Consider the following 21,903-nt stretch of genomic DNA (forward strand, 5'->3'; position numbering starts at 1 on the left):
GGTTGTTTACGGGTAAAACGTCTTTAAGATAACACAGGCATTCACATCGCCGAACCCGAAGTTGGCCTTCGCAAGTACGGTACTATTTTGCGTAATTACCTGCTGTGGTATTCGATCCGGGGCGATCAGTGCCGAAATTTCCGGATGAAGGTCTTCGCTATTGATGGATGGGTAAATAAACCCGTGGTGCAGTTCCAGCACAGCCGCCACACACTCGATGCTCCCGGCCGCACTCAGACAATGCCCTACCATCGACTTCAGGGAATTAATGTACGGAAAATCGGCCCCCCGCCGACCCAGGGCCTCGCACCAGGCCGTCACCTCGGCCGAGTCTTTGATGGTGGCCGTCAAATGCCCGTCGATAAGGTCGATTTCGTCGGGCTGAATACCGGCCTGTTGAATGGCTTGCTGGATGCATCGTTTTACGGCCTGGGCGTTGGGGGCTGTCATGGAGCCACCGCCCCGCTGCCCGCCCGAGTTCTGATGCCCGCCCAGCACTTCGGCGTAAATGGTGGCCTTTCGCTCAAGCGCCGACTCCAGCGATTCCAGCACCAGCGCACCGGCCCCGCTGCCCGGCACAAATCCGCTTGCCGTGGCACTCAGCGGCCGTGAGGCCCGTTCGGGGTCGTTGTTGAACTGGTACGGCATCACGCGCATAGCGTCGAAACCTCCCCAGATGTACGGGCCGTGGTCGCTGCAACTACCCGCCAGCACCCGTTTCGCCTGTCCGTTGGCAATGCGTTCGTACCCTAGTAACAGGGCTTCGGTACCCGTGGCACAGGCCGATGAATTGGCCGAAAGCTGGTTACCACAGCCAATCATGCCGCCGAGAAAGGCACTGACGCCACTGGTCATCGTCTGGATAACAACCGTGCTGCCCAACCGCCTGACCTGCCCCTCGTCAACTTTATAAATGGACTCTCGGAATTTATCGACGCCCAGCATACCCGTCCCGAAAACGATGCCGCTGTCCCAATCCGGTTCGTTAGTGGCAATAGGCAATCCGGCGTTTTGCCAGGCTTCCATACCCGCGATCACGCCGTAGACGATGCCGCTGCTGTTGAGCTGCCGGAGCTGTAACTCACTGAAATACTGTTGCTTGATGGCTTCGGTAACGGGTGGGATACCACCAATCTGGCACGAGAACTTCAATTCGGCCAGATCAGGCTGAAAGGCAATGCCGCTTTGTCCCGCCCGGATAGCGTCCAGAAACGACGGGACGCCCACCGCATTGGGAGCGGCAACGCCCAGCCCCGTAATAACAACTCGGTTACGCATGAGTAGTCGGTTTCATCATTCCCGAAATGGTGCCCCGGCAAACGAGTTCGCCCCGGCTGTTCAGCATTTCGACTTTACAGGATAACTTGTTAAATCGAAAATACTCTTTTGTTGACCGCACGGTTACCGTTTCGCCGGGAAAAACGGGCTTGTAAAAATCAACCTGCGTGCCGGTCATGGCAATGGCAATGTTGGAGGTCAGGGTGTCGGACAACAGGAAAATGCCCAGGCAGACCACGCCAATCTGGGCCATCACTTCCGTTAGAATGACCCCCGGCGTTACGGGTGCCTGTTTAAAATGGCCGAGGTAAAAAAAGGAATCGTCGGGAAAGGTATAACTGCCTTCAGTACCATTTTCATCGACATGCTGCAATGTATCGACAAACAGAAACGGCGGGCTGTAGGGAAGTTTTTCGAGTATGGATGTAAAATTCTGCAAGTGTATCAGTTTATTGAAGATGTTCGCCACCATTGACCGGAATGACGGTGCCGTTGATCCAGGCCGCTTCGTCTTTACAAAGTAAATAGACCACGTTGGCTACGTCCTCGGGCGTTGTCAGCCGCGAGAATGGGTTCCGTTCGAGGGTGTGTGATCGAAGGGAGTCGGCCCCCGGAATCATACGAAACGAGGCAGTGTCCGTAACCCCCGCCATAATGCAGTTGGCCCGAATGCCATACGGTGCCATTTCCAGCGCAATACTTCGGGAAATGGCTTCCAGAGCGGCTTTGGCAGCCGAAACAGCGGCATAGTTTCGCCAGGCTTTTTGACTGCCTTCGCTGGTAAAACTAATGACGCGGGTATCAGCAGCAAATAAACCCGCGTCAAACAGATCTCTGGTCCAGTCGTACAAACTAATGGCCATGGCGTCGATGGTTAGCTGAAAATCGTCGTGCTGAAGGGGGCGCTGGCCGTCGGCAACCATCGGTTTTAAATTCCCTTTGGCAATACTGTGGATGAGCGCCCGGACTTTGCCCATAGCGCCCAAAACGTTGGTTAAGGTCGCAATAACTTCGGCCCGCTTTTCGGGATTGGTTGCGTCGACATTGTAGTGTTTCAGTAAAACGCCTTCGCCCTCGATCTGATTAAATGCGGCTTCAACGTCCGGCAAGTCAATTTTTCGGGTGCGGTGAATAAGGCACAGGTTCAACCCGTGTTTCGCCAATTTTTTGGCCGTGGCCAACCCCAGTCCTGAACTCCCGCCCAGAATAACCGCCCAATACTGCTTGCCTGAAAACTCGTTTACCACTGTAATAAAACGCGTTGCGCCGTAAAACCGGGACCAAAACTTAACATGAGGCCATATTCACCTTCGTTGAGCGGCTTGTCCATAAATCGTTCCAGTACGTAAAGTACCGTGGCGCTCGACATATTGCCATACAGCCGCAGCACTTCTTTGGTGTCGTCAATATTCTTTCCCAGCTTCCCGAACAATTCCTGCACGACTTCCACGATCTTGCGTCCGCCGGGATGAAAAATAAGGTGCGAAATGTCCTCGATGACCAGCCCGTTCTTTTTCAGGAATGGGTGAATAATGGCCGGAAAATGTTCGGCAATATTGTCCGTTACGGCTTTATCGAGCACCATTTGCAGGCCACTGTTTGTCAGGTTGAAGCCCATCATGTGGGTGGCATCGTAAAAATGGTACATCTCTTCCGACACTACCTCCGGACCTTTATCGTCTTCGTGTGACGAGAGCAGGACGCAGGCGGCCCCATCGCCGAAAATGGCCGCGCTCACGATGTTGGCCATCGAGAAATCGTTCAACTGAAACGTGGCCGTTGGCGATTCGACCGCCAGCAGTGCCGCCCGTTTGCCGGGATTCGCTTTCAGGAAATTCTTGGCGTAGATAATGCCCGAAACCCCCGCTACGCAGCCCATTTCCGTTACCGGCAACCGCACCACATCCTGCTTCATCTGCATGCTGTTGATCAGGTAAGCATCCAGCGATGGAATCATGATGCCGGTACAGCTTACCGTAATGAGGTAGTCGATATCCGTTGTCTGCCAGTTGACTTTTGCCAGCGCTTTGGTAAGAACATCTTCGCCCAGTTTGATGCATTCCCGGCTATAAATGGCGTTCTTATCTTCAAACGAGGTACTTGAAAACACCTCCGCCGGACTCATGACGGAGTAGCGCCGATCGACGGCAGCATTCTCAAAAATCTTCTTTACTTTTCGTTGGAAACGGCTTTCCTGACCCTCCAGCCAGGTATCCAGAAATGGTAAAATGTCATTCGTATCCCGCCAGTTTTCGGGTAAGGATTTTGCAACTGCCGCAATTTTTACACTCATAGGGTTTCAATAATCCATTGGTAGCGAAAAGCCCAACGCCAGTTGATACGATAGGCTGTTAACCGTAATTGTTTCGAAAATGCGACTAATTCCTGTTTCTTAAACCCGCGTAAAATGGACGTCAGGCCATCCTCGCGCGACAGTTTGTTGAGCCGGAAGACAAAGCAAATGAGCTGGAAAAGCCGGTACGCCAGCGCCGAGCGTTGTAAGTCGTTGATAACGACCCCAAGCTTCGCTTTTTGCGCCAGTAAACCCATTAAATACAAGATTTCCTGGTCGCTGAAGTGGTGCAGCGTCAGCGTACATAACGCAATGTCGTACTCGACCGATGCAAAAGGTTCGTCGAATATGTTTTGAGTATCGTACCGGATTGTTGGGTAAGCCGTTGAACTGGCTTTGGCATGATTGACGGTATAGGCGTTGGCGTCGATGCCAAGCACATCCACCCGAATGCCTTCCTGTTTGGCAAAGTCAACGACTTCCCGGCACATATCGCCGTTACCGCAACCAATATCGATTATGGAGAAAACCCGGTCTTTCGGTTGATTTTTAAGTAGTTCCCTGATACCATCGATGGTGACCCGGTTGCCGCCCAGCCATTGGTTGATAATGGCAATTTTGTCCAGGGCATCACGCAGTTCGTCGCCTTCTAACGAAAAATCATCCAGATATTCTTCTTTGGTGGTACGCTGCGTAGTACTTAAAAACATCAGGTTCGCTTTAGGGTGATTGATTGTCGGTACGACATACTGTAAACGAATTAGACAAGCAAGGGTTTGCCGTGCGTTTGCTTAATAAGTATAGGCAATACGCCGGGTGTACGTTGCAGGCTTTTCAATAAAACATCCGTAATACCCGGATAAGACAATACCGTTTGGGCAATGCGGCCGGTCAGCAGTCGGGTTCTGAACTCGGCCGACCAGCCATTGGTGTATTGTTTTTCCAAAGCAGACCGGTTCGCTAGTTTACCATTAAAAAACTGAATGACCAATTCCGATACCAGTTTGGCACTGTGAATAGCCATCGCCATGCCGTTTCCGCAAAGGGGGTGAATAAGACCGGCCGTGTCTCCGCACATCAGTATATGGTTTTCGACCGGGCTTTTTTTGTCGAACGAAATCTGACTAATCGTTAGCGGCCTGGTAAAAAGAGGGGTGGCCTTGGCGAAAAAATCATCCAGAAAAGGGTTTTTTCTCAGCACGTGCTGCTGAAAGGAATCGATGTTCCTGAACGCTTTGAAACTCCGGTAATTAACCAGATAGCAAGCGTTCACAATCCCGTTTTCGACCTGGGAAAGTCCACAGTAACCACCATCAAAATTATGCAGGGCCACCAGGTCGTTCGGGAAGTTGGCCTTATAGTGCGCTTTGACGCCCAGCCAGCCCGACTCCCGGCTGGCAAACGGTCGATTGAGCCGCTTGTCCAGTTGAGATCGCTTGCCATACGCGCCCAGAACGATCTTCGCCATGTACGTTTGTTTCGTCGCCGTAGTTACGGTAAAGCCATCGTTCGCAAACTGAATATCCGTTACGTCCGCCTGCCGAAGGTCGACGCCTGCCAATTTTGCTTTATCGGCCAGAAACTGGTCGAGGGTATACCGACTCACGCCAAAGCCGCCCAGCGGTAACGTACTTTCGACGGTTTTTCCGGCGGCTGTGCTGAGAAGAAAGCGGCTAATGCGGGAGGGGTTCAACTCGTCGATGCCAACGCCAAGGTGTTGCAGGTAGGGGAGCACTTCGTTGGAGATATATTCTCCGCAGACTTTATGCTGGGGATACGCCTGTTTCTCCAGCAATAAGACGTGTACTCCTGCGCGGGCCAGATGAATACCGGCGGTCAACCCGGCCAGACCGCCCCCAATGATAAGTACATCGGCATCAACTGTCATTCGGGTTGGCTTCATGGGTGATAAAACGAGTGATTTGTAAATTAGGTTTTAGGTCAGGGCAAGCCGTAGCCTGGACGGCCACGTCCGGGTGAAAAGAGGAAATATACCATCCGGACGTGGCCGTCCAGGCTACGGCTTGATAATCTTAAACAGGTTGGTACTTACTTTTTTGTCAAAAGTACATGAAACAAAACCATAATTCAGTGTATCAAAATTAACATTATCTTCTCTTGATTTTAAGCTAATGTGCTGATTTACAAACTTTACTTGGTTGGTTGTTTATTTATAAGTATTTGAACAATTACCGAAAGCCTGCGCGGGAGTATTGCCGTAAGTTTGATATGAAGCAATTCCTAAATCGCCTGCTTCGTATCCGGTATGAGTCAAAAGCAACGCATCTTTTTCTGGTCGATCACAGCCGCCCTGGGTGGTTTTCTGTTCGGCTTCGATACGGCCGTTATTTCTGGTGTTGAACAGTCACTGCAAACGTTATGGCATCTTAACGTATGGGAGCATGGACTTACGGTATCCATTGCCCTGATCGGTACCGTTGTCGGCTCCATGCTGGGAGGTATTCCAACGCAGCAACTAGGCCGAAAAAAGACGCTGTTCTGGATTGCCGTTTTGTATTTATTAGCTTCCGTTGGTACGGCCCTTGCTACCAACTGGCCTGTTTTTCTCGTCTTCCGATTTTTGGGCGGTCTGGGCGTTGGTGCATCGTCGGTAGCGGCACCCATGTACATCACGGAGATTTCGCCCGCCAAATCGCGTGGTAAGCTGGTTGGCATGTTCCAGTTCAATGTTGTGTTAGGCATACTGATCGCCTACCTCTCCAACTTTCTGTTGCAGGACCTCGGCAACGATGCGTGGCGCTGGATGCTGGGTGTACAGGCGCTGCCTTCTCTGATCTTTCTGATTGCCGTGCTTAACATTCCGGAAAGCCCCCGCTGGCTGTTACTGGCCAAAGGTCGGGTAGCTGAAGCCCGCGATGTGCTGAACATGATCGACCCCGAAACGGCCGACGAAACCTTACTGGCTCTGCAGGATAATGCTGAGCATCAGAACAAAAATGCCCGGTTATTCTCCGGTCAGTATAACACCCCCGTTATGCTGGCTGTGCTGTTTGCCGTATTCAATCAGGTATCGGGTATCAACGCCATCATCTACTACGCCCCCCGGATCTTTGAAATGACGGGCCTGGGTAAGAGTTCGGCGCTGTTGTCATCAGCGGGCATCGGTCTGGTGAACCTCGTTTTTACCATGATCTCCATGAACCTGATCGACCGCTTTGGCCGACGTACGCTCATGAAAATTGGCTCTGTGGGGCTCATTGTCACGCTGGCGTTGGTGGCGCGCGCTTTTTACGTGGAGGATTTCAGTGGTATGACCGTGCCGCTGCTGCTGTTCGGGTACATCGCTTTCTTTGGTTTCTCGCAGGGGGCCGTTATCTGGGTATTCATTTCGGAGATATTCCCGAATGAAGTGCGGTCGGGTGGACAGGCGCTGGGTAGTTTCACCCACTGGTTCATGGCCGCCATTATTACGTTCTCATTTCCGTATCTGGCTGAACATTTCGGCGGTGGAAACACTTTTCTGTTCTTTACCATCATGATGGTGTTGCAGCTCCTGTTCGTGGTGCGGCTCATGCCCGAAACAAAGGGTACCAGTCTTGAAAAAATTGAAAAAACATTCGTTGTCCATTAATCCTACTCATCATGAATCCAACAATAACCTGTTTCGGCGAAATTCTTTGGGATGTATTACCCACCAGTAAGCAACCCGGCGGAGCGCCCATGAATGTGGCCGCTGATCTGCGAAATTTTGGTGTGAATTCTCAACTGATCAGTCGGGTTGGAAGCGATGAGCTAGGCCGTGAACTGCTCGATTTCCTGAGCCAGAAAGGACTTCCGCTGGATTTGGTTCAGGTGGGCCAAACACACCTGACGGGTGTAGCCAAAGCCAATATCTCGGACCTGAACGAGGTGACCTATAAGATTGTCCAGCCGGTGGCCTGGGATTATATTCAACTGGAACCTAATCTGGTTGACGCGGTGCGGAATAGTGATTTGTTCGTGTATGGTAGTCTGGCCGCCCGCAGTCCGCAAACGTACCAAACATTGCTGGCCTTGCTGGAGGTGGCCCCCCGGAAAGCGTTCGACGTTAATCTGCGGGCTCCTCATTACACCCGTGCCATTGTGGAAGAACTGCTCGCCAAAGCAGACATTGTTAAACTGAACGAACACGAACTGGTCGAACTGTCGAGCTGGTACGGTGAAGAAAACGACCTGCACCGGGCTATGTACCAGATTCGTAGTCAGTACAGGCTTGAAAAACTCATCGTAACCCTGGGCGAGCATGGGGCTGTCCTGCTGGACAGAGCCGGGCTGCACAGTCAGGTCGGGTTTCCGGTCGAGGTGGCCGATACAATTGGTAGCGGAGATGCGTTTCTGGCTGCTTTCCTGCACAAAACGTTACAGGGCGAGACGCCCCGAAAAACCCTTGAGTTTGCCTGCGCTACCGGTGCCTATGTGGCTGGACAGCGCGGAGCGACGCCTTCGTTTACGGAGGAAATCATTGTAAATCAGTACTTGATCTCGACAACCGTTTGACTGGCTGTATGCCGTCGGCTCCCAAACTTTGCCCGGCGTGTCAGAAGCTACCTGTTTCGGTAAAGGCTTGAGCGATATTTTTAAGTAAATCTTATCCATAAAGGCTGTTATTGAGCCATTATATTAGGTTGGTAATGCAGTTTATTGAGGGGAGCGGCTCTTATCCGAGTAGACTCCCCTCTATATCTTTCTTACCTTCACTCATCTGATCCAATCCCGATGTACAAACTACTCCTGAACACTACCTTACTGGTTTTATTGACCTATAATGCCTTTAGTCAGGTAACCAAACCCGAGATTCACCGCCCTCAATACCATTTTTCGCCCAAAGCACACTGGATGAACGACCCCAATGGAATGGTTTATCTGAAGGGTACGTACCACTTGTTTTTTCAGTATTATCCGGATGGCACCACCTGGGGACCTATGCACTGGGGGCACGCCACCAGCAAAGACATGGTTCGCTGGCAGGAGCAACCCATTGCTCTGTACCCCGATAGCCTGGGCTGGATTTTCTCGGGGAGTGCGGTCGTCGATGTGAATAACACCAGTGGTTTCGGCAAGAATGGGCAGACGCCTTTAGTTGCGATTTTTACGCACCATAATTCGAAAATGGAGAAGCAGAAATCGGATAAATTCCAGTACCAAAGTCTGGCGTATAGCCTCGATGAAGGTAAAACCTGGACCAAGTATGTCGGAAATCCGGTGCTGCCTAATCCCGGAATTATTGATTTTCGCGACCCCAAAGTTCGCTGGAATGATCAATACAAAAAATGGATCATGACGCTGGCCACCAAAGACCGGATCACCTTCTACTCCTCGCCTAATCTTAAAAACTGGACGAAAGAGAGTGAGTTTGGCCGCGATCTGGGCGCGCACGGGGGCGTTTGGGAGTGTCCGGATCTGTTTCCGCTAACGCACAATGGGAAAAAAGTATGGGTCTTGCTGGTGAGTATCAATCCCGGCGGTCCTAACGGCGGATCGGCCACGCAGTATTTCCTGGGCGATTTCAACGGAAAAACCTTCACACCCAATTCCAAAGCTACTAAGTGGATGGACTTCGGCACCGATAACTACGCCGGGGTGACGTTCGCCAACACCGGCGAACGAACGATCCTGATGGGCTGGATGAGCAACTGGCAGTATGCCAACGTCGTACCTACCGATCCCTGGCGCAGCGCCAACACCGTTCCCCGTACACTGGGGCTGAAAGAAGTAAACAACGAGCTATTCCTGACCTCGGCTCCTGTAAAAGAGCTGGATGTGCTGAAGGGCGAAACTGTTCCGATGAAAAACCTGAACGTAAAAGGCGAATATGACCTGACGGCCAAAACGAAAAACGAGACAGGCCTATTTAAACTTGACTTAGCTACCCAAAACACCACTGATTTTTCCATCGTGTTGGCCAATGAGCAGGGCAACGAGTTGGTGATCGGGTACGATAAAGCGGCTAACACGTATTACATCGACCGTAGTCGTTCGGGTAAGGTGGACTTCGAGAAGGGGTTCGGCAAGCGGCACACGGCTCCCCGATTGGCGGTAGATGGTAAGATTTCGCTCAACTTGCTCGTCGATGTGGCCTCTGTCGAGCTGTTTGCCGATAATGGACTTACCGTAATGACCGATATATTTTTCCCGAATACGCCGATGAACAAACTATCGATCAAGTCGGCCACCGGTATTTCGATTTCCAGTTTGACCTATACTAAGATGGCATCTGCCGGTTCGAAAGGTCTATAGATAAAACCAAAACCTATGGTAATTAATGTGTGCTGACAGCCCTGTTTTTAGTCGATAAAGACAAGCTGATTGTATTAAAAAAATGGTATCGAGAGATTTCCCGATACCATTTTTGGTTTAGTGAAACTAAGCCAAAAGTCTGGAATGCATATCCGTTTTTATCTGGTAAGTTATCGTTTGATTAGCCAGACGTAGCGCCTGCGCTATTCGGATGATTTGGTCAGCGAGTTTGCCCTGCTCTTCTATCTGAGCCCGATTGTAGTCGTACTGTCGTTGCGGCTCCCAATAAAAAAGCTCTGTTTTTGCATCATAGATGCCAATGGGTGTATGTTCTTCCAGCGAAAATAAATGCTCAAGAACAGAGATTGCTTCTGAATTTGTTCGACAACAAATGTGGTAGTACTGCTTTCTTAGCAGATAAACTACAGAATACCGATTCATACGTTTTATAGTTAAGTTACGGAGGGTACTTTTATCGCAAAAGCCTGTCTTCTACCAACGGGTAAGTAGAAGTAAGTCGATCTGGTTTAAAGTTAAACAAATATATGTTTTTCATTTAATGTAAACATAAAATTTATATTAAAATTTATTGATAAACTTATAGGCGTTTTTTGGGCGTTCTTTAAGTTCTGTAGCTTTAGTCGATTTTTATATATGGTTTATAAATGTGGCTTCATAGGATGCTTACCGGCAAACTTCTGATTGTGGTTTGTGTTCAAGGAAAAAGTAGATACGTAAAACATGGATTATCGGCAATTAGGCGCATCGGGATTACATGTTCCGGTGCTGAGTTTTGGCACGGCCACTTTCGGTGGTGGAAATGATTTTTTTAAAGCCTGGGGAAGTACACAAACCGACGAAGCGGCCCGTCTGGTTAATCTTTGTCTGGATGCCGGGGTCAATCTGTTCGATACCGCCGATGTCTATTCGGACGGGCTATCGGAAGAGATTCTGGGTAAAGCCTTGCAGGGGTTGCGGGATAAAGTGCTGATTTCGACCAAAGCCACCTTTACCTTTGGCGAAGGTCCCAACAACCAGGGTTCGTCGCGTTTTCATCTGATGCGGCAGTGCGAAAGCAGCCTCAAACGGCTGAAAACCGATTATATCGACATTTATCACATGCATGGTTTCGACGGGGTAACGCCCGTCGAAGAAACTCTGCGCACCCTCGACGACCTGATCCAGAGCGGTAAAGTACGTTACATTGCCTGCTCCAACTTTTCGGGATGGCATTTGATGAAGTCGCTGGCTATTTCCGAAAAATATGGGTGGAATCGCTACGTTGGTCATCAGGTCTATTACTCGCTGGTGAACCGCGAGTACGAATGGGAACTGATGCCGCTGGGTATCGACCAGAACGTTGGCGCCATCATTTGGAGTCCGCTGGCGGCTGGTCGGCTGGGTGGCAAATACCGCCGGAATCAGCCCATTCCGCCCGATAGCCGCGTGGCCCAGGGAGGCAGTCCCGTACCCGCTTTTGCCATCTCGGATGAGGTTTTCTATTCGATCATTGATGTGCTGGACGAACTGGCCGAAGAAACCGGTAAAACTGTAGCTCAGATTTCCCTCAACTGGATATTGCAGCGCCCAACCGTGTCGACGCTGGTTATTGGCGCACGGAATGAAGAACAATTAAAACAGAATCTCGGTGCTGTTGGCTGGAACCTCACTACGGATCAGATAAAACGCCTGGATAAAGCCAGCGATGTGCCCACTATTTACCCGTATTGGCATCAACGGCAAAACCTGACGCTGAACCCCTTGCCCAGGTTTTATTGAGAATTGTGTTTTTTTGTAGCCGGAATAAAGCTCCGGCTATAAAACACACAATTTACCTGCCACCCTTCTGCACATGATACACTTCAACCGTCTGGATCATATTTTACTCTGCATTCCGGAAGGAGCAACGGCCAGCGCCCGGGAGTTTTATAGTAACGTTCTGGGCCTTAGTGAAATACCGGGTAACCATCCCGCCGGAGCCATCTGGTTTGAGATAGCTGATATTCAGTTGCACCTTCGGGAAGAAGCCGGGAGCAGTTATTCGAAACGGCACCCGGCCTTTGAAGTAGCCAATCTGGACGAAGCCCGGGAAGCCCTGGCCGCTCAGGGTGTAGGGATCGAGTATTCATCCGAGATAGACGGTCGCCAGCGGTTTTTCTTCCGCGACCCGTTCGACAATCGGATCGAGCTGCTTCAGTTTTCAGCGTAGTAACGTAACGATTGTAGTACCGACCGTCCCGGTCGGGCATAAAACATATGGCATCACCCTCGACCGTCCCGGTCGGTACTACAATACCCGTTGGATTGGTTCTAAATTAGAGCACTTTGTTTAACTTTAAGCGTTTTCGTGTTTAATTGGCGTTAAGAGCTTGCTATAGGGTCTTATGAAATCAATTGTTGCGCTACTATTGGCCGGTCTGATGTTGGGAAGCAGTTTGCTGCCCGGCTTCAGCATTGACCAGTCGGCCAAGTGGGTCGAGCTGGTGCAGCATTACGAGCAGCACCGGCAAACGGATGCCCACCTGGGATTTATGGACTTTCTGGCGATGCACTACGGGGCCAATTCCGAACATCAGAAACATCCCAACCACAGCCATCAAAACCTGCCCACAGTAGGGCATTCCGTTCCTGCTTTTTCCTCGAACGCCGTTCGGCTGCATTTTTCTTCGGTTGTTGGGGCCATCCTGTCCAATAAAGCTGACTTCTTTCGCAAGGCCGATCTCTATTCCTTTCTGGCCGTTTTCTCGCTGATCAATCCGCCCCGAGCGTAGTTTCAAGTCTTTGTAAGCCTCTTTGTGCCCTTTTGGGTGCACACATCTTCTGTCAGAGTCTCTTTTCTGTATAATTTTTACTTATAGCTAACGTCAGTTGGCGTTGGTGGCTAGTATGTCGCCTATTTGTACCTGTCCGGCAGACAGGTACGCTTACCCGTTGATTCTGCCGCACTCTCATGTTAAACGCAATCATCCAATTTTCCATCCGCAACAAGCTGATCATTGGCTTGTTCACCTTCGCCTTAGTGCTCTGGGGCGGCTGGTCGGCCACGCAGCTGCCGATTGATGCCGTTCCCGATATTACCAATAATCAGGTGCAGGTCATTACCAGCAGCCCATCGCTGGCGGCCGAAGACATCGAACGATTAGTGACGTTCCCCGTTGAAGTAAGCCTGTCGAATATTCCTGATCTGGTTGAAATTCGCTCGTTTTCGCGGTTTGGACTCTCTGTCGTTACGGTTGTCTTTACCGATGCGACCGACGTATACTGGGCCAGACAACAAATTGCCGAGCGACTTCAAAACGTAATTGGCCAGATTCCACCGGGAGTGGGTACGCCCGTAATGGCGCCTGTAACGACGGGACTGGGCGAAATATTCCAGTACACGGTCGTTCCGAAGAAAGGTTACGAGTCGAAGTATTCGCTAACCGATTTACGAACTATTCAGGACTGGACTATCCGGCGTGGGTTACTGGGAACACCCGGCGTGGCCGATGTCAGTGGGTTCGGGGGGCTATTGAAGCAGTACGAAATTGCCGTCGACCCCGACCGGCTTCGCAGTATGGGCATCACCATTACTGAAATTTTTACCGCCCTTCAACAGAACAATCAAAACACCGGGGGGGCGTACATCGACAAAAAACCAAACGCCTTCTTCATTCGCTCCGATGGCCTGATTAGCTCGACGGATGATATTGCCGACATTGTTATTCACCTGAATGACCAGGGGTTACCCGTACGGGTGCGCGATGTGGCACAGGTGAACATGGGTTCGGCGGTGCGTTACGGAGCCGTAACCCGCAATGGTGAGGGCGAAGCCGTGGGCGCTATTGTGATGATGATCAAAGGCGAGAACTCATCGGCGGTCATTAAGCGGGTAAAAGCGAAAATTGCCGAGATTGAGAAAACACTTCCCGAGGGTGTTCAGATTGTGCCGTTTCTGGATCGTACAAAAATGGTGAACAGCGCCATTGGTACCGTTGAGCGAAACCTGCTGGAAGGAGCCATTATTGTCATTTTTGTGCTGGTGTTGCTGCTGGGTAATTTCCGGGCGGGTTTTGTTGTGGCATCGGTTATCCCACTGGCGTTGCTGTTCGCCATTTCCATGATGAATTTGTTTGGCGTGTCGGGCAACCTGATGAGCCTGGGCGCTATTGACTTCGGACTCATCGTAGATGGAGCCGTCATTATCGTTGAGGCTACGCTTCATCATATTACCTTACGCAATAAGAACAAAACGCTGACGCAGGATGAAATGGATGAGGAAGTGTTTCTGTCGGCGGCCCGGATTCGTTCATCGGCGGCTTTTGGCGAGATCATCATCCTGATCGTTTACCTCCCCATTCTGGCTCTGTCGGGCATCGAGGGAAAGATGTTCCGTCCCATGGCCCTTACGGTGGCCTTCGCCATTCTGGGCGCATTTATTCTGTCGATCACCTACGTGCCCATGATTTCGGCGTTAATGCTGAATAAGAAAATCGTGCACAAGGAGACGCTGTCGGACAGGATCATGAAACGGATTTACCGATTCTATGAACCGCTGCTTCTGCGGGCTCTGAAAAATCGGCTGCTTGTTTTAACCGGTGCTGTGTCGCTGCTGGTGGTTACCGTGTTCCTGTTCGGTCGAATGGGCGGGGAGTTTATCCCGCAACTGGACGAGGGCGATTTTGCCGTCGATACGCGCACACTAACGGGCAGCTCACTCTCCGAAACAGTAGACGCCACCCTGAAAGCCGAACGAATTCTGCTCAACCAGTTTCCCGAAGTAGAGCAGGTTGTGGCCAAGATCGGGTCCGGCGAAATTCCAACCGACCCGATGGCCATTGAAGCCGCTGATCAGATGGTCATTCTAAAGCCAAAAGACGAATGGACTTCGGCCACCACGCGTGATGAACTCGCCACCAAAATGTCGGAAGCGTTGTCCGTTATTCCCGGCGTAACGTTTGGGTTCCAGCAGCCGGTACAGATGCGATTCAATGAATTGATGACCGGTGCCCGGCAGGATGTAGCCCTGAAAATTTACGGCGACGACCTCGCTCAACTCGCCAAACAGGCCGATAACGTAGGCCGGATCATTCGTACCATCGACGGAGCGGAGGATTTGTATGTGGAGCAGGTGGGCGGGCTTTCCCAGATTCTTATTAAGCTCGACCGGGCGCAGATTGCCAAATTTGGTCTGAACGTGTCGGATGTGAACCGGGTCATTAATACCGCGTTTGCCGGTCAGTCGGCGGGGCTGGTGTTTGAAGGAGAAAAACGATTCGATCTGGTTGTTCGACTGGCCGCCGAGAAACGGCAGAGTATCGAGGATATTCAAAATATGTACATTTCCGTACCCGCAGGGCCATCGGGTTCCGGGGGGCAGATTCCGCTCGGTCAGGTGGCTTCGGTCACGATGGAGCAGGCACCCAACCAGATTCAACGCGATAACACTCACCGGCGTATTACGCTGGGTTTCAACGTACGGGGACGCGATGTAGAAAGTATTGTCGCCGAATTACAGCAAAAAATCGGGCAAAAAATCAAATTTCCGCCGGGCTATTACATAACCTACGGCGGGCAGTTTCAGAACCTGGTTGAGGCCAAGGAACGATTAGCAATCGCCGTTCCCATTGCGCTGGGACTAATTTTTGCCCTGCTCTTTTTTACGTTCAATTCTGTTCGGCAAAGCTTATTAATCTTTATGGCGATTCCCATGGCCGCCATTGGTGGAGTTTTTGCGTTGCTGCTGCGCGATATGCCCTTTAGTATTTCGGCCGGAGTGGGTTTCATTGCCTTGTTCGGGGTATCGGTGCTGAACGGGATCGTGCTGATTGCGGAGTTTAACCGACTCCGGCACGAAGAGGGTCTGACGGACATGATCGAAATAATACGGCAGGGTACCGAAGTGCGGTTGCGCCCGGTGATCATGACGGCTCTGGTAGCTTCGTTCGGGTTTATCCCGATGGCTATTTCCAATTCGGCCGGGGCGGAGGTGCAGAAACCACTGGCTACCGTTGTGATTGGTGGCCTTCTCACCGCAACGCTGTTAACATTAATTGTCTTACCTATTCTTTATTCGCTCATGGAAAAGAAAGCGGTCGAAAAAGAAGCGAATACGGCCCGAAAGTCGGCCACGGTGGCAACCATAATCCTGCTGGTACTCCTGGCAATGGGTGGTAAAACACAGGCGCAGGGTACGCAGATGCAGGTTATTACGCTGGAACAGGCGCTTCAGCAAGCCGGTAGCCGTAATGCACAGGTGCAGATTGCCGGACTGGGCGTTAGCCAGCAGCAGGCTCTCCGGCGAACGGCGTATGATGCCGGGCGGCTGTCGGCAACGGCGATGCTGGGCCAGTACAACAGCCGCCGGTTCGACAATAACCTGACCATTACGCAGACAATCCCCAACCCAGCGCTCATGCGTCGACTGGTTGCGCTGAACGATGAGACCGTTGCCAGTCGGGAAGTTGGCGTGCTGGTAACCCGGAATGATGTTCAGTATCAGGTGAAGTCGGCGTATTATGACCTGGTGTATTTACAGCAGAAAAGTCGGCTGTTCCGGCAGCAGGATACGCTGTTAACTGAATTTGTCCAGGCCGCTAACCTTCGGTTCAAAACAGGCGAGACAGGGAGTTTGGAGAAAGCAACCGCTGAAAGCCAACTGGCCGACCAGCGCGTACGGCTCGCCCGGAATGAAGCCAGTCGGGTAGGGGCAAGAACGCGTCTGCAAACACTGCTTTATAGTCCGGCACCTGTCGATACGCCCGACCAGGCGTTGACCAAACTTACCCTGCTCATTCCCACCGATACCGTCAGTGTGAATCGAAATCCGCTGCTTCGGCAGTTGAGCCAGCAGATTCGCGTGGCCCAGCAAACCCGGCTCGTGGAGCAGGCCCGGCTCAAACCCGATTTTATGGTGGGGCTGTTCTCGCAGACACTGATCGGGAATCAGTTGATTGATGGGCAGGAATTGTATTTCGGTCCGGGCTACCGCTTCAATGGCGGGCAGCTCGGTATCTCGGTGCCGTTGCTGGGGCAGGCGCAGAAAGCCCGGATCAATGCTGCCCGCCTTGGTGAGCAACTGGCACAAACGGAGTTGCAACAACAGCAGTTTGCCCTGAGTCAGCAACTGACGCAGGCTGTGCAGCAATTTGAGCAGTATCGCGATGCGCTGGCCTATTATGAACAAAATGGACTGGCCCAGGCAACACTCATTCAGACCAATGCCCGACGGGCCTTTAGCAGTGGCGATATTGGTTATGTTGAGTTCTCGTTGGCCCTTCAGCAGGCGCTAACCATTCGCTCCAGTTACGTCGATCTGCTCAATGATTATAATCAATCGGTTCTTTACATCAATTATATACTGGGCAATCCATAACCCCACCGTATTTCTCAAGACTTCTATGCATTCGTTCATAAACATACGTTACTTCCTCCACGGGGCCGTTTTGGCAGCCAGTATTCTGATTGCGACTGCTGCCTGCCAGTCCGGTGGTTCGTCGGAAGAAAATAAATCTACGCCTAACCTTAACGCACAGGCGTCCGCAAAAGACTCAAGCGAAAAAGAAGCGCCCGGTGGACCGGTGGTGGTGTCATTGAGCCAGGCTCAGTACGACATGGCGGCTATCCAGTTGGGACAACCTGCCCTTCGACCACTGAGTACTACCCTGAAGGTAAATGGATCGCTCGATGTGCCCGCCCAAAATCTCGTTTCGGTATCTGTGCCGGTAGGGGGCTACATTCGCCAGATTCAGCTTGAACCGGGTATGCGTATCCGGAAAGGACAGACGCTCGTGGTACTCGAAAACCCGGAATACGTTCAGCTGCAGCAGGATTACCTCGATACCAAAGCCAAGCTGGACTATGCTGATCTGGAGTTCACGCGTCAGCAGGAATTAAGCCGGGATAATGTGAATGCGCTGAAAATTTTCCAGCAGGTGCGGGCCAATCGGCAAAGTTTACAGGCGCAACTGGCCGGCCTGGCGCAGCGGTTAACCATCCTCCGGATAAATCCCGCTACGTTAAGTCCCGAACGAATGACCCGAACGATCACCGTACCGTCTCCCGTGTCGGGTTATGTTACGGATGTACCGACGAACAATGGCCGGTTCGTAAACCCGTCCGATGTACTGGTGCAGATCACCAATTTAGATCACCTGCACGTTCGGCTAAGCATCTTTGAAAAAGACATCAGCCGCATTCATACGGGTCAGATGGTGCGCTTTGGCATGGGTGGCGACGCTACGCTGGAACATCGGGGGACGATTTTTTTGATCGGTAAGTCGATTGCCGCCGATCGTACCATTTCGGTACTGGCTCATCCGGAAGGCGACGCCAGCCACTACATACCGGGCGGATACATTACGGCGCAGGTCGACGTGAAAACCCAGCCTTTACCGGCTTTGCCCGAAACGGCTGTCATTGGTTTTGGGGGCAAGTCGTACGTGTATGTGCTTGACCGAAAAGACACAAAAGCGGCTATGTATCATTTCAGACAAGTGGAGATTAAAACGGGCGTACGGGAAAATGGCTATGTTGCAGTTACCCTGCCGGGTGACATCAACCCGCAACAAACGCCAATCGTCATCAATGGAGGATATGGCCTGTTGGCAAAGTTGAACAACAGTGAAGAGGAATAGTGCAATAACGTACAGATATACAAATTTTGCCATAAGCTTATTTGCTAGTTTATAAACTAGCAAATAAGCTTTTTTTAGTTACTAGGGGCTTTGATCGGAATAATATTTTACATATGGGAGAGTAGTCATTCTGATTAGTATTAATATGTGTAGTATGTACAAATATTGTTTTACCAATTTGAATGTTATTTTTGCATTAATCCTATTTAACGGGAGTAACATTTCTTAACTTAAATCACTAAATATGCTCAAATGTATACTAACGCAACTCGTATTGTGTTTATTCGCTATTCCATTGCTTGCCCAGAATAGGACAATCAGTGGAAAGGTTACTTCGGCAGAGGATGGCTCTGTACTACCGGGGGTTACCATTTTAATTAAAGGAACCACCCAGGGGACAACGACAAATGCAGACGGCTCTTTCCAGATTACTGCCGACAAGGGTGCTACACTTCAGGCTAGTTTTATTGGCTTTGCTACACAAAGCGTGAAACTGGAGAATCAAACGACTGTAAATCTTACAATGAAGCCCGATGCCTCGCAACTTCAGGAAATCGTTGTAACGGCGCAGGGTATTCGGAAAAGCCAGCGGGAAATTGGTTACGCCATCTCTAAGGTCGAAACCGAAGATGTTACCGTTGGCCGGTCGCCCCAACTGGCGCAGGCGTTATCCGGTAAAGTAACGGGTCTGGCCGTTTATAACGTCAACAACAGTGTTGACCCTGCCGTAAAGGTGGTACTGCGCGGTTATCGTTCACTGACCGGTAACAACGAAGCACTGGTTGTTCTGGACGGTATGCAAACGACTTCCAGCGTTTTGGCTATTATCAATCCCAACGACATTGAAAGTGTGTCCATCCTGAAAGGTGGTCAGGCGGCTACTTTGTACGGTTCGGCCGGTATCAACGGCGCGCTGATCATCACCACCAAGAAAGGTAAGCAGGGCAAGCTGAAAGTATCCTACTCGAACAGCACGAACTTTGAACAGATTAGCTTCATGCCTCAGTTGCAGGATAAGTTTGGTTCAGGTTCGCATTACTACCAGTCATTTGGTACGGCTGGTTACAGCAACGACTATCTGACCCGTATGGCGGCCAACTGGCGCTCGTATGAAAACCAGCAGTATGGCGATCAGTTCGATGGATCTATTCGTATGCAGGGCCGTACCACGGAAGATGGCGGTCAGTATCTGTTGCCATATTCGGCTATCCCTAATGCCCGCCGGAAAGCATTTGACACGGGTGTGTCGATGAACAACCAGGCTAGTTTTCAGGGTGGCGATGAAACCGGCACGTTCTACATGTCGATTGAAAATCAGAAAATTGCTGGTATTGTTCCGAATGACAAGAGCGAGCGGACCGGTACACGTTTGTCGGCTACCCGTGATTATGGCAAACTGACAGCTGCTTTCAACGCTGGCTACACTCAGGCTGCTTATGATCGTACATCGGCTGACTTCTACAACGACATACTCAACCAGCCCGCTAACCTGCCGTTGAGCGACCTGCGTGATTGGCAAAACAACAAATTTGCCAACCCGAACGGTTTCTATAACGACTATTACAACAACCCGTATTTCAATGCCGACAACAACCGGATGAAATACAAGGATGCCAACTTAAACGGCAACGTAAACTTGAATTTCAAGCCTACGTCCTGGTTGATGATTACGGAGCGTGCGGGTATCATGAACAACTCACGGACCGGTAAAAATACCACCGGTAAGTTCCTGTATTCTGACTGGGCGAAAAGCAAATCGTTTATTCCCGCCCCTTTCTTCCGCGAAGATGATGGTACGGGTATCTACCGCGCTATCACCGACAACCTGGGCGCTGTATTGGATTACTCAAGCACAGAGAACGTTGTTAACAACGAATTTCAGGTTCATTTGACCAAAGACTTTGGTCCGTTCTCGAACAAATTGATTTTGGGCAACAGCATTTACCAACGTACGACCAAGAACATCGCGATTGGCTCAAGCTCAATTGTCGTTCCTGACGTATATAACGTATCGAACCGTCAGGGTGAATTAGTAGGTGGTGAAGCGACTACGCAGGAGCGCCGGTTTGGTTACTATGCTGACTTTACCTCGAACTACAAGAACTTCCTGATCTTTAACGGAACATTCCGTTACGATGCTACCTCCCGTTTCTATAAGCAGGATCGTGCAACGAATACGTATATGTATCCATACTATGGCGCAGCTGTTTCGTTTATTGCTACCGATGCTTTCCCAAATATCCGTAGTCAATTCCTGAACTACGCCAAAATTCGGGTGAATGCGAACAAAAACGCTAACGATAACATCCCATTATACGGGTTGGATCTGGCCTACAACAACGGTGCTAACTTCCCATATGGAAACACCGTTGGTCTGACGGTTGGTAACGTACTACCTGATCCGAACCTGAAGCCTGAAACGGTTTATTCGACAGAAATTGGTGGTGAATTTCAGTTGTTGAACAACCGTATCAATATTGATGTATCGGCCTATACGCAAAGCTCGAAAGGGCAGGTAATTACGGTTAAGGTACCCAACTCAACGGGTTTCAGCAATTTGCTGATCAACGTGGGTGAAACCAAAAACTGGGGCTACGAGGCAGAATTCAAGTATTTGATCGCCCGGGGAGGCAAATTCTCATGGGATGCCAGCGTTCGGTACTCGTATAACGATAACAAAGTTATTGACCTGTATCCGGGCATTAACGAATTCCAGTATGGTGGTTTCTCGTACGCTAACACCAACGTTATCAAGGATCAACGTTTCCCAATCCTGAAAACGGACGGCTATCAGTATGCAGCAGACGGTTCAGGCCGTGTTCTGGTCAATGCAACAACAGGTTACCCACTGCGTCAGACGACCTTATCGCCACGGGGTGGTGTATTGCCCCGGCACATTGCCGGTCTGGGTTCGAAAATCGAATATGGCAACTTTGGCTTTACGTTTAACTTCGAATACCGTGGTGGCAACGTCATGTTCAGTGACCTTGGTCGCCAGATGACCTTCACTGGTACTGGCAAATGGACCGAAGATCGCGCTCCGCACATCTACCCGAACTCGGCTTACCTGGCTCCCGATGGAACAACGATTGTTCCCAACACGTCGGTCAACGTTCGTGAGGCAGAATATGGCCTGTGGGTCGATAACTATCGTCTGATCTCGGAGAATTTCGTTACACCAGCCTGGTTCATCAAACTCAGAGACGTGAATCTGGCGTATCGCCTGCCACAAAGTGTACTGGCTAAAACGAAGTTCCTGTCTGCTGCCAGTATTTCGCTGTATGGACGTAATTTATTCACTATCGTCGACAAGCTTAATTACTATACCGATCCTGAGTTCAGTTATCAGGGCAACCAGGCTCCAGGTAGCACAGGTACGCCAACAACGAACTCGGCAATTGGTATCGGTATCAATACCACTGGCCAAACCCCGCCAGTACGTCAGTACGGTGTAAACATCAATCTTACATTTTAGTAAAC

General features: G+C 50.7%; 16 protein-coding genes. 9 read left to right on the forward strand and 7 right to left on the reverse strand.

The annotated features are described in order from the left end of the window. Positions 1–6: 6 nt before the first annotated feature. From CRO74_RS03135 to CRO74_RS03160, 6 genes are read right to left on the reverse strand one after another with little or no spacing between them, the layout of a single operon-like run. On the reverse strand, positions 7–1,278 hold the full coding sequence (locus CRO74_RS03135) for a beta-ketoacyl-[acyl-carrier-protein] synthase family protein (protein WP_097124528.1): 1,272 nt from the start codon (positions 1,276–1,278) through the stop codon (positions 7–9). Beyond that, on the reverse strand, positions 1,271–1,717 hold the full coding sequence (locus CRO74_RS03140) for a 3-hydroxyacyl-ACP dehydratase FabZ family protein (protein ID WP_218840199.1): 447 nt from the start codon (positions 1,715–1,717) through the stop codon (positions 1,271–1,273). The genes CRO74_RS03135 and CRO74_RS03140 overlap by 8 nt, the downstream gene beginning before the upstream one ends. A gap of 10 nt (positions 1,718–1,727) precedes the next feature. Then, the gene (locus CRO74_RS03145; protein WP_097124530.1) at positions 1,728–2,525 is read right to left on the reverse strand and encodes an SDR family oxidoreductase; all 798 of its coding nucleotides are present in this window, start codon (positions 2,523–2,525) and stop codon (positions 1,728–1,730) included. Beyond that, positions 2,519–3,571: a type III polyketide synthase gene (locus CRO74_RS03150; RefSeq protein WP_097124531.1), complete on the reverse strand. Its 1,053-nt coding sequence runs from the start codon at positions 3,569–3,571 to the stop codon at positions 2,519–2,521. The genes CRO74_RS03145 and CRO74_RS03150 overlap by 7 nt, the downstream gene beginning before the upstream one ends. Then, positions 3,568–4,281 (reverse strand): methyltransferase domain-containing protein, encoded by a 714-nt coding sequence (locus tag CRO74_RS03155; RefSeq protein WP_179830110.1) that lies wholly within the window; start codon positions 4,279–4,281, stop codon positions 3,568–3,570. Before CRO74_RS03155 ends, CRO74_RS03150 begins: the two co-directional genes overlap by 4 nt. Before the next feature lie 50 nt (positions 4,282–4,331). After that, positions 4,332–5,474 (reverse strand): NAD(P)/FAD-dependent oxidoreductase, encoded by a 1,143-nt coding sequence (locus CRO74_RS03160; protein WP_245877740.1) that lies wholly within the window; start codon positions 5,472–5,474, stop codon positions 4,332–4,334. Between the two features lie 363 nt (positions 5,475–5,837). On the opposite strand from CRO74_RS03160, the gene CRO74_RS03165 reads away from it, so the two are divergent. From CRO74_RS03165 to CRO74_RS03175, 3 genes are all read left to right on the forward strand, one after another. After that, on the forward strand, positions 5,838–7,163 hold the full coding sequence (locus CRO74_RS03165) for a sugar porter family MFS transporter (protein ID WP_097124534.1): 1,326 nt from the start codon (positions 5,838–5,840) through the stop codon (positions 7,161–7,163). 11 nt (positions 7,164–7,174) lie between these two features. Continuing rightward, the gene (locus CRO74_RS03170; RefSeq protein WP_097124535.1) at positions 7,175–8,068 is read left to right on the forward strand and encodes a carbohydrate kinase family protein; all 894 of its coding nucleotides are present in this window, start codon (positions 7,175–7,177) and stop codon (positions 8,066–8,068) included. Positions 8,069–8,287: 219 nt separating this feature from the next. After that, positions 8,288–9,808 carry a glycoside hydrolase family 32 protein gene (locus tag CRO74_RS03175; protein WP_097124536.1) on the forward strand — a complete coding sequence of 507 codons (1,521 nt, stop codon included), beginning with the start codon at positions 8,288–8,290 and terminating at the stop codon, positions 9,806–9,808. Between the two features lie 126 nt (positions 9,809–9,934). Here the strand turns inward: CRO74_RS03175 and CRO74_RS03180 are convergent, their stop codons facing one another. Next, positions 9,935–10,249 carry a hypothetical protein gene (locus tag CRO74_RS03180; RefSeq protein ID WP_097124537.1) on the reverse strand — a complete coding sequence of 105 codons (315 nt, stop codon included), beginning with the start codon at positions 10,247–10,249 and terminating at the stop codon, positions 9,935–9,937. 300 nt (positions 10,250–10,549) lie between these two features. Between CRO74_RS03180 and CRO74_RS03185 the strand changes: the two genes are divergently transcribed. From CRO74_RS03185 to CRO74_RS03210, 6 genes are all read left to right on the forward strand, one after another. Then, positions 10,550–11,587, forward strand: coding sequence for an aldo/keto reductase (locus CRO74_RS03185; RefSeq protein WP_097124538.1), 1,038 nt, complete (start codon positions 10,550–10,552; stop codon positions 11,585–11,587). Between the two features lie 73 nt (positions 11,588–11,660). Further along, positions 11,661–12,017, forward strand: coding sequence for a VOC family protein (locus tag CRO74_RS03190; RefSeq protein ID WP_097124539.1), 357 nt, complete (start codon positions 11,661–11,663; stop codon positions 12,015–12,017). 175 nt (positions 12,018–12,192) lie between these two features. Then, on the forward strand, positions 12,193–12,579 hold the full coding sequence (locus tag CRO74_RS03195; protein WP_097124540.1) for a hypothetical protein: 387 nt from the start codon (positions 12,193–12,195) through the stop codon (positions 12,577–12,579). Between the two features lie 179 nt (positions 12,580–12,758). Beyond that, positions 12,759–17,162, forward strand: coding sequence for a CusA/CzcA family heavy metal efflux RND transporter (locus CRO74_RS03200; protein ID WP_097124541.1), 4,404 nt, complete (start codon positions 12,759–12,761; stop codon positions 17,160–17,162). A 25-nt stretch (positions 17,163–17,187) separates the two neighbouring features. Then, positions 17,188–18,423 carry an efflux RND transporter periplasmic adaptor subunit gene (locus CRO74_RS03205; protein ID WP_097124542.1) on the forward strand — a complete coding sequence of 412 codons (1,236 nt, stop codon included), beginning with the start codon at positions 17,188–17,190 and terminating at the stop codon, positions 18,421–18,423. A 244-nt stretch (positions 18,424–18,667) separates the two neighbouring features. Next, a complete protein-coding gene (locus CRO74_RS03210; protein ID WP_097124543.1) occupies positions 18,668–21,898 on the forward strand; it encodes a SusC/RagA family TonB-linked outer membrane protein in 3,231 nt (1,076 codons plus the stop codon). The last annotated feature ends 5 nt before the right edge of the window (positions 21,899–21,903 follow it).

Source organism: Spirosoma fluviale (assembly GCF_900230225.1).
Lineage (GTDB): Bacteria > Bacteroidota > Bacteroidia > Cytophagales > Spirosomataceae > Spirosoma > Spirosoma fluviale.

Coding starts and splice junctions, on each gene's coding strand:
- CRO74_RS03160 (WP_245877740.1), bottom strand. CDS start 5,474: ATGAAGCCAACCCGAATGACAGTTGATGCCGATGTACTTATCATTGGG.
- CRO74_RS03135 (WP_097124528.1), bottom strand. CDS start 1,278: ATGCGTAACCGAGTTGTTATTACGGGGCTGGGCGTTGCCGCTCCCAAT.
- CRO74_RS03150 (WP_097124531.1), bottom strand. CDS start 3,571: ATGAGTGTAAAAATTGCGGCAGTTGCAAAATCCTTACCCGAAAACTGG.
- CRO74_RS03180 (WP_097124537.1), bottom strand. CDS start 10,249: ATGAATCGGTATTCTGTAGTTTATCTGCTAAGAAAGCAGTACTACCAC.
- CRO74_RS03190 (WP_097124539.1), top strand. CDS start 11,661: ATGATACACTTCAACCGTCTGGATCATATTTTACTCTGCATTCCGGAA.
- CRO74_RS03155 (WP_179830110.1), bottom strand. CDS start 4,281: ATGTTTTTAAGTACTACGCAGCGTACCACCAAAGAAGAATATCTGGAT.
- CRO74_RS03195 (WP_097124540.1), top strand. CDS start 12,193: ATGAAATCAATTGTTGCGCTACTATTGGCCGGTCTGATGTTGGGAAGC.
- CRO74_RS03210 (WP_097124543.1), top strand. CDS start 18,668: ATGCTCAAATGTATACTAACGCAACTCGTATTGTGTTTATTCGCTATT.
- CRO74_RS03185 (WP_097124538.1), top strand. CDS start 10,550: ATGGATTATCGGCAATTAGGCGCATCGGGATTACATGTTCCGGTGCTG.
- CRO74_RS03175 (WP_097124536.1), top strand. CDS start 8,288: ATGTACAAACTACTCCTGAACACTACCTTACTGGTTTTATTGACCTAT.
- CRO74_RS03170 (WP_097124535.1), top strand. CDS start 7,175: ATGAATCCAACAATAACCTGTTTCGGCGAAATTCTTTGGGATGTATTA.
- CRO74_RS03205 (WP_097124542.1), top strand. CDS start 17,188: ATGCATTCGTTCATAAACATACGTTACTTCCTCCACGGGGCCGTTTTG.
- CRO74_RS03200 (WP_097124541.1), top strand. CDS start 12,759: ATGTTAAACGCAATCATCCAATTTTCCATCCGCAACAAGCTGATCATT.
- CRO74_RS03165 (WP_097124534.1), top strand. CDS start 5,838: ATGAGTCAAAAGCAACGCATCTTTTTCTGGTCGATCACAGCCGCCCTG.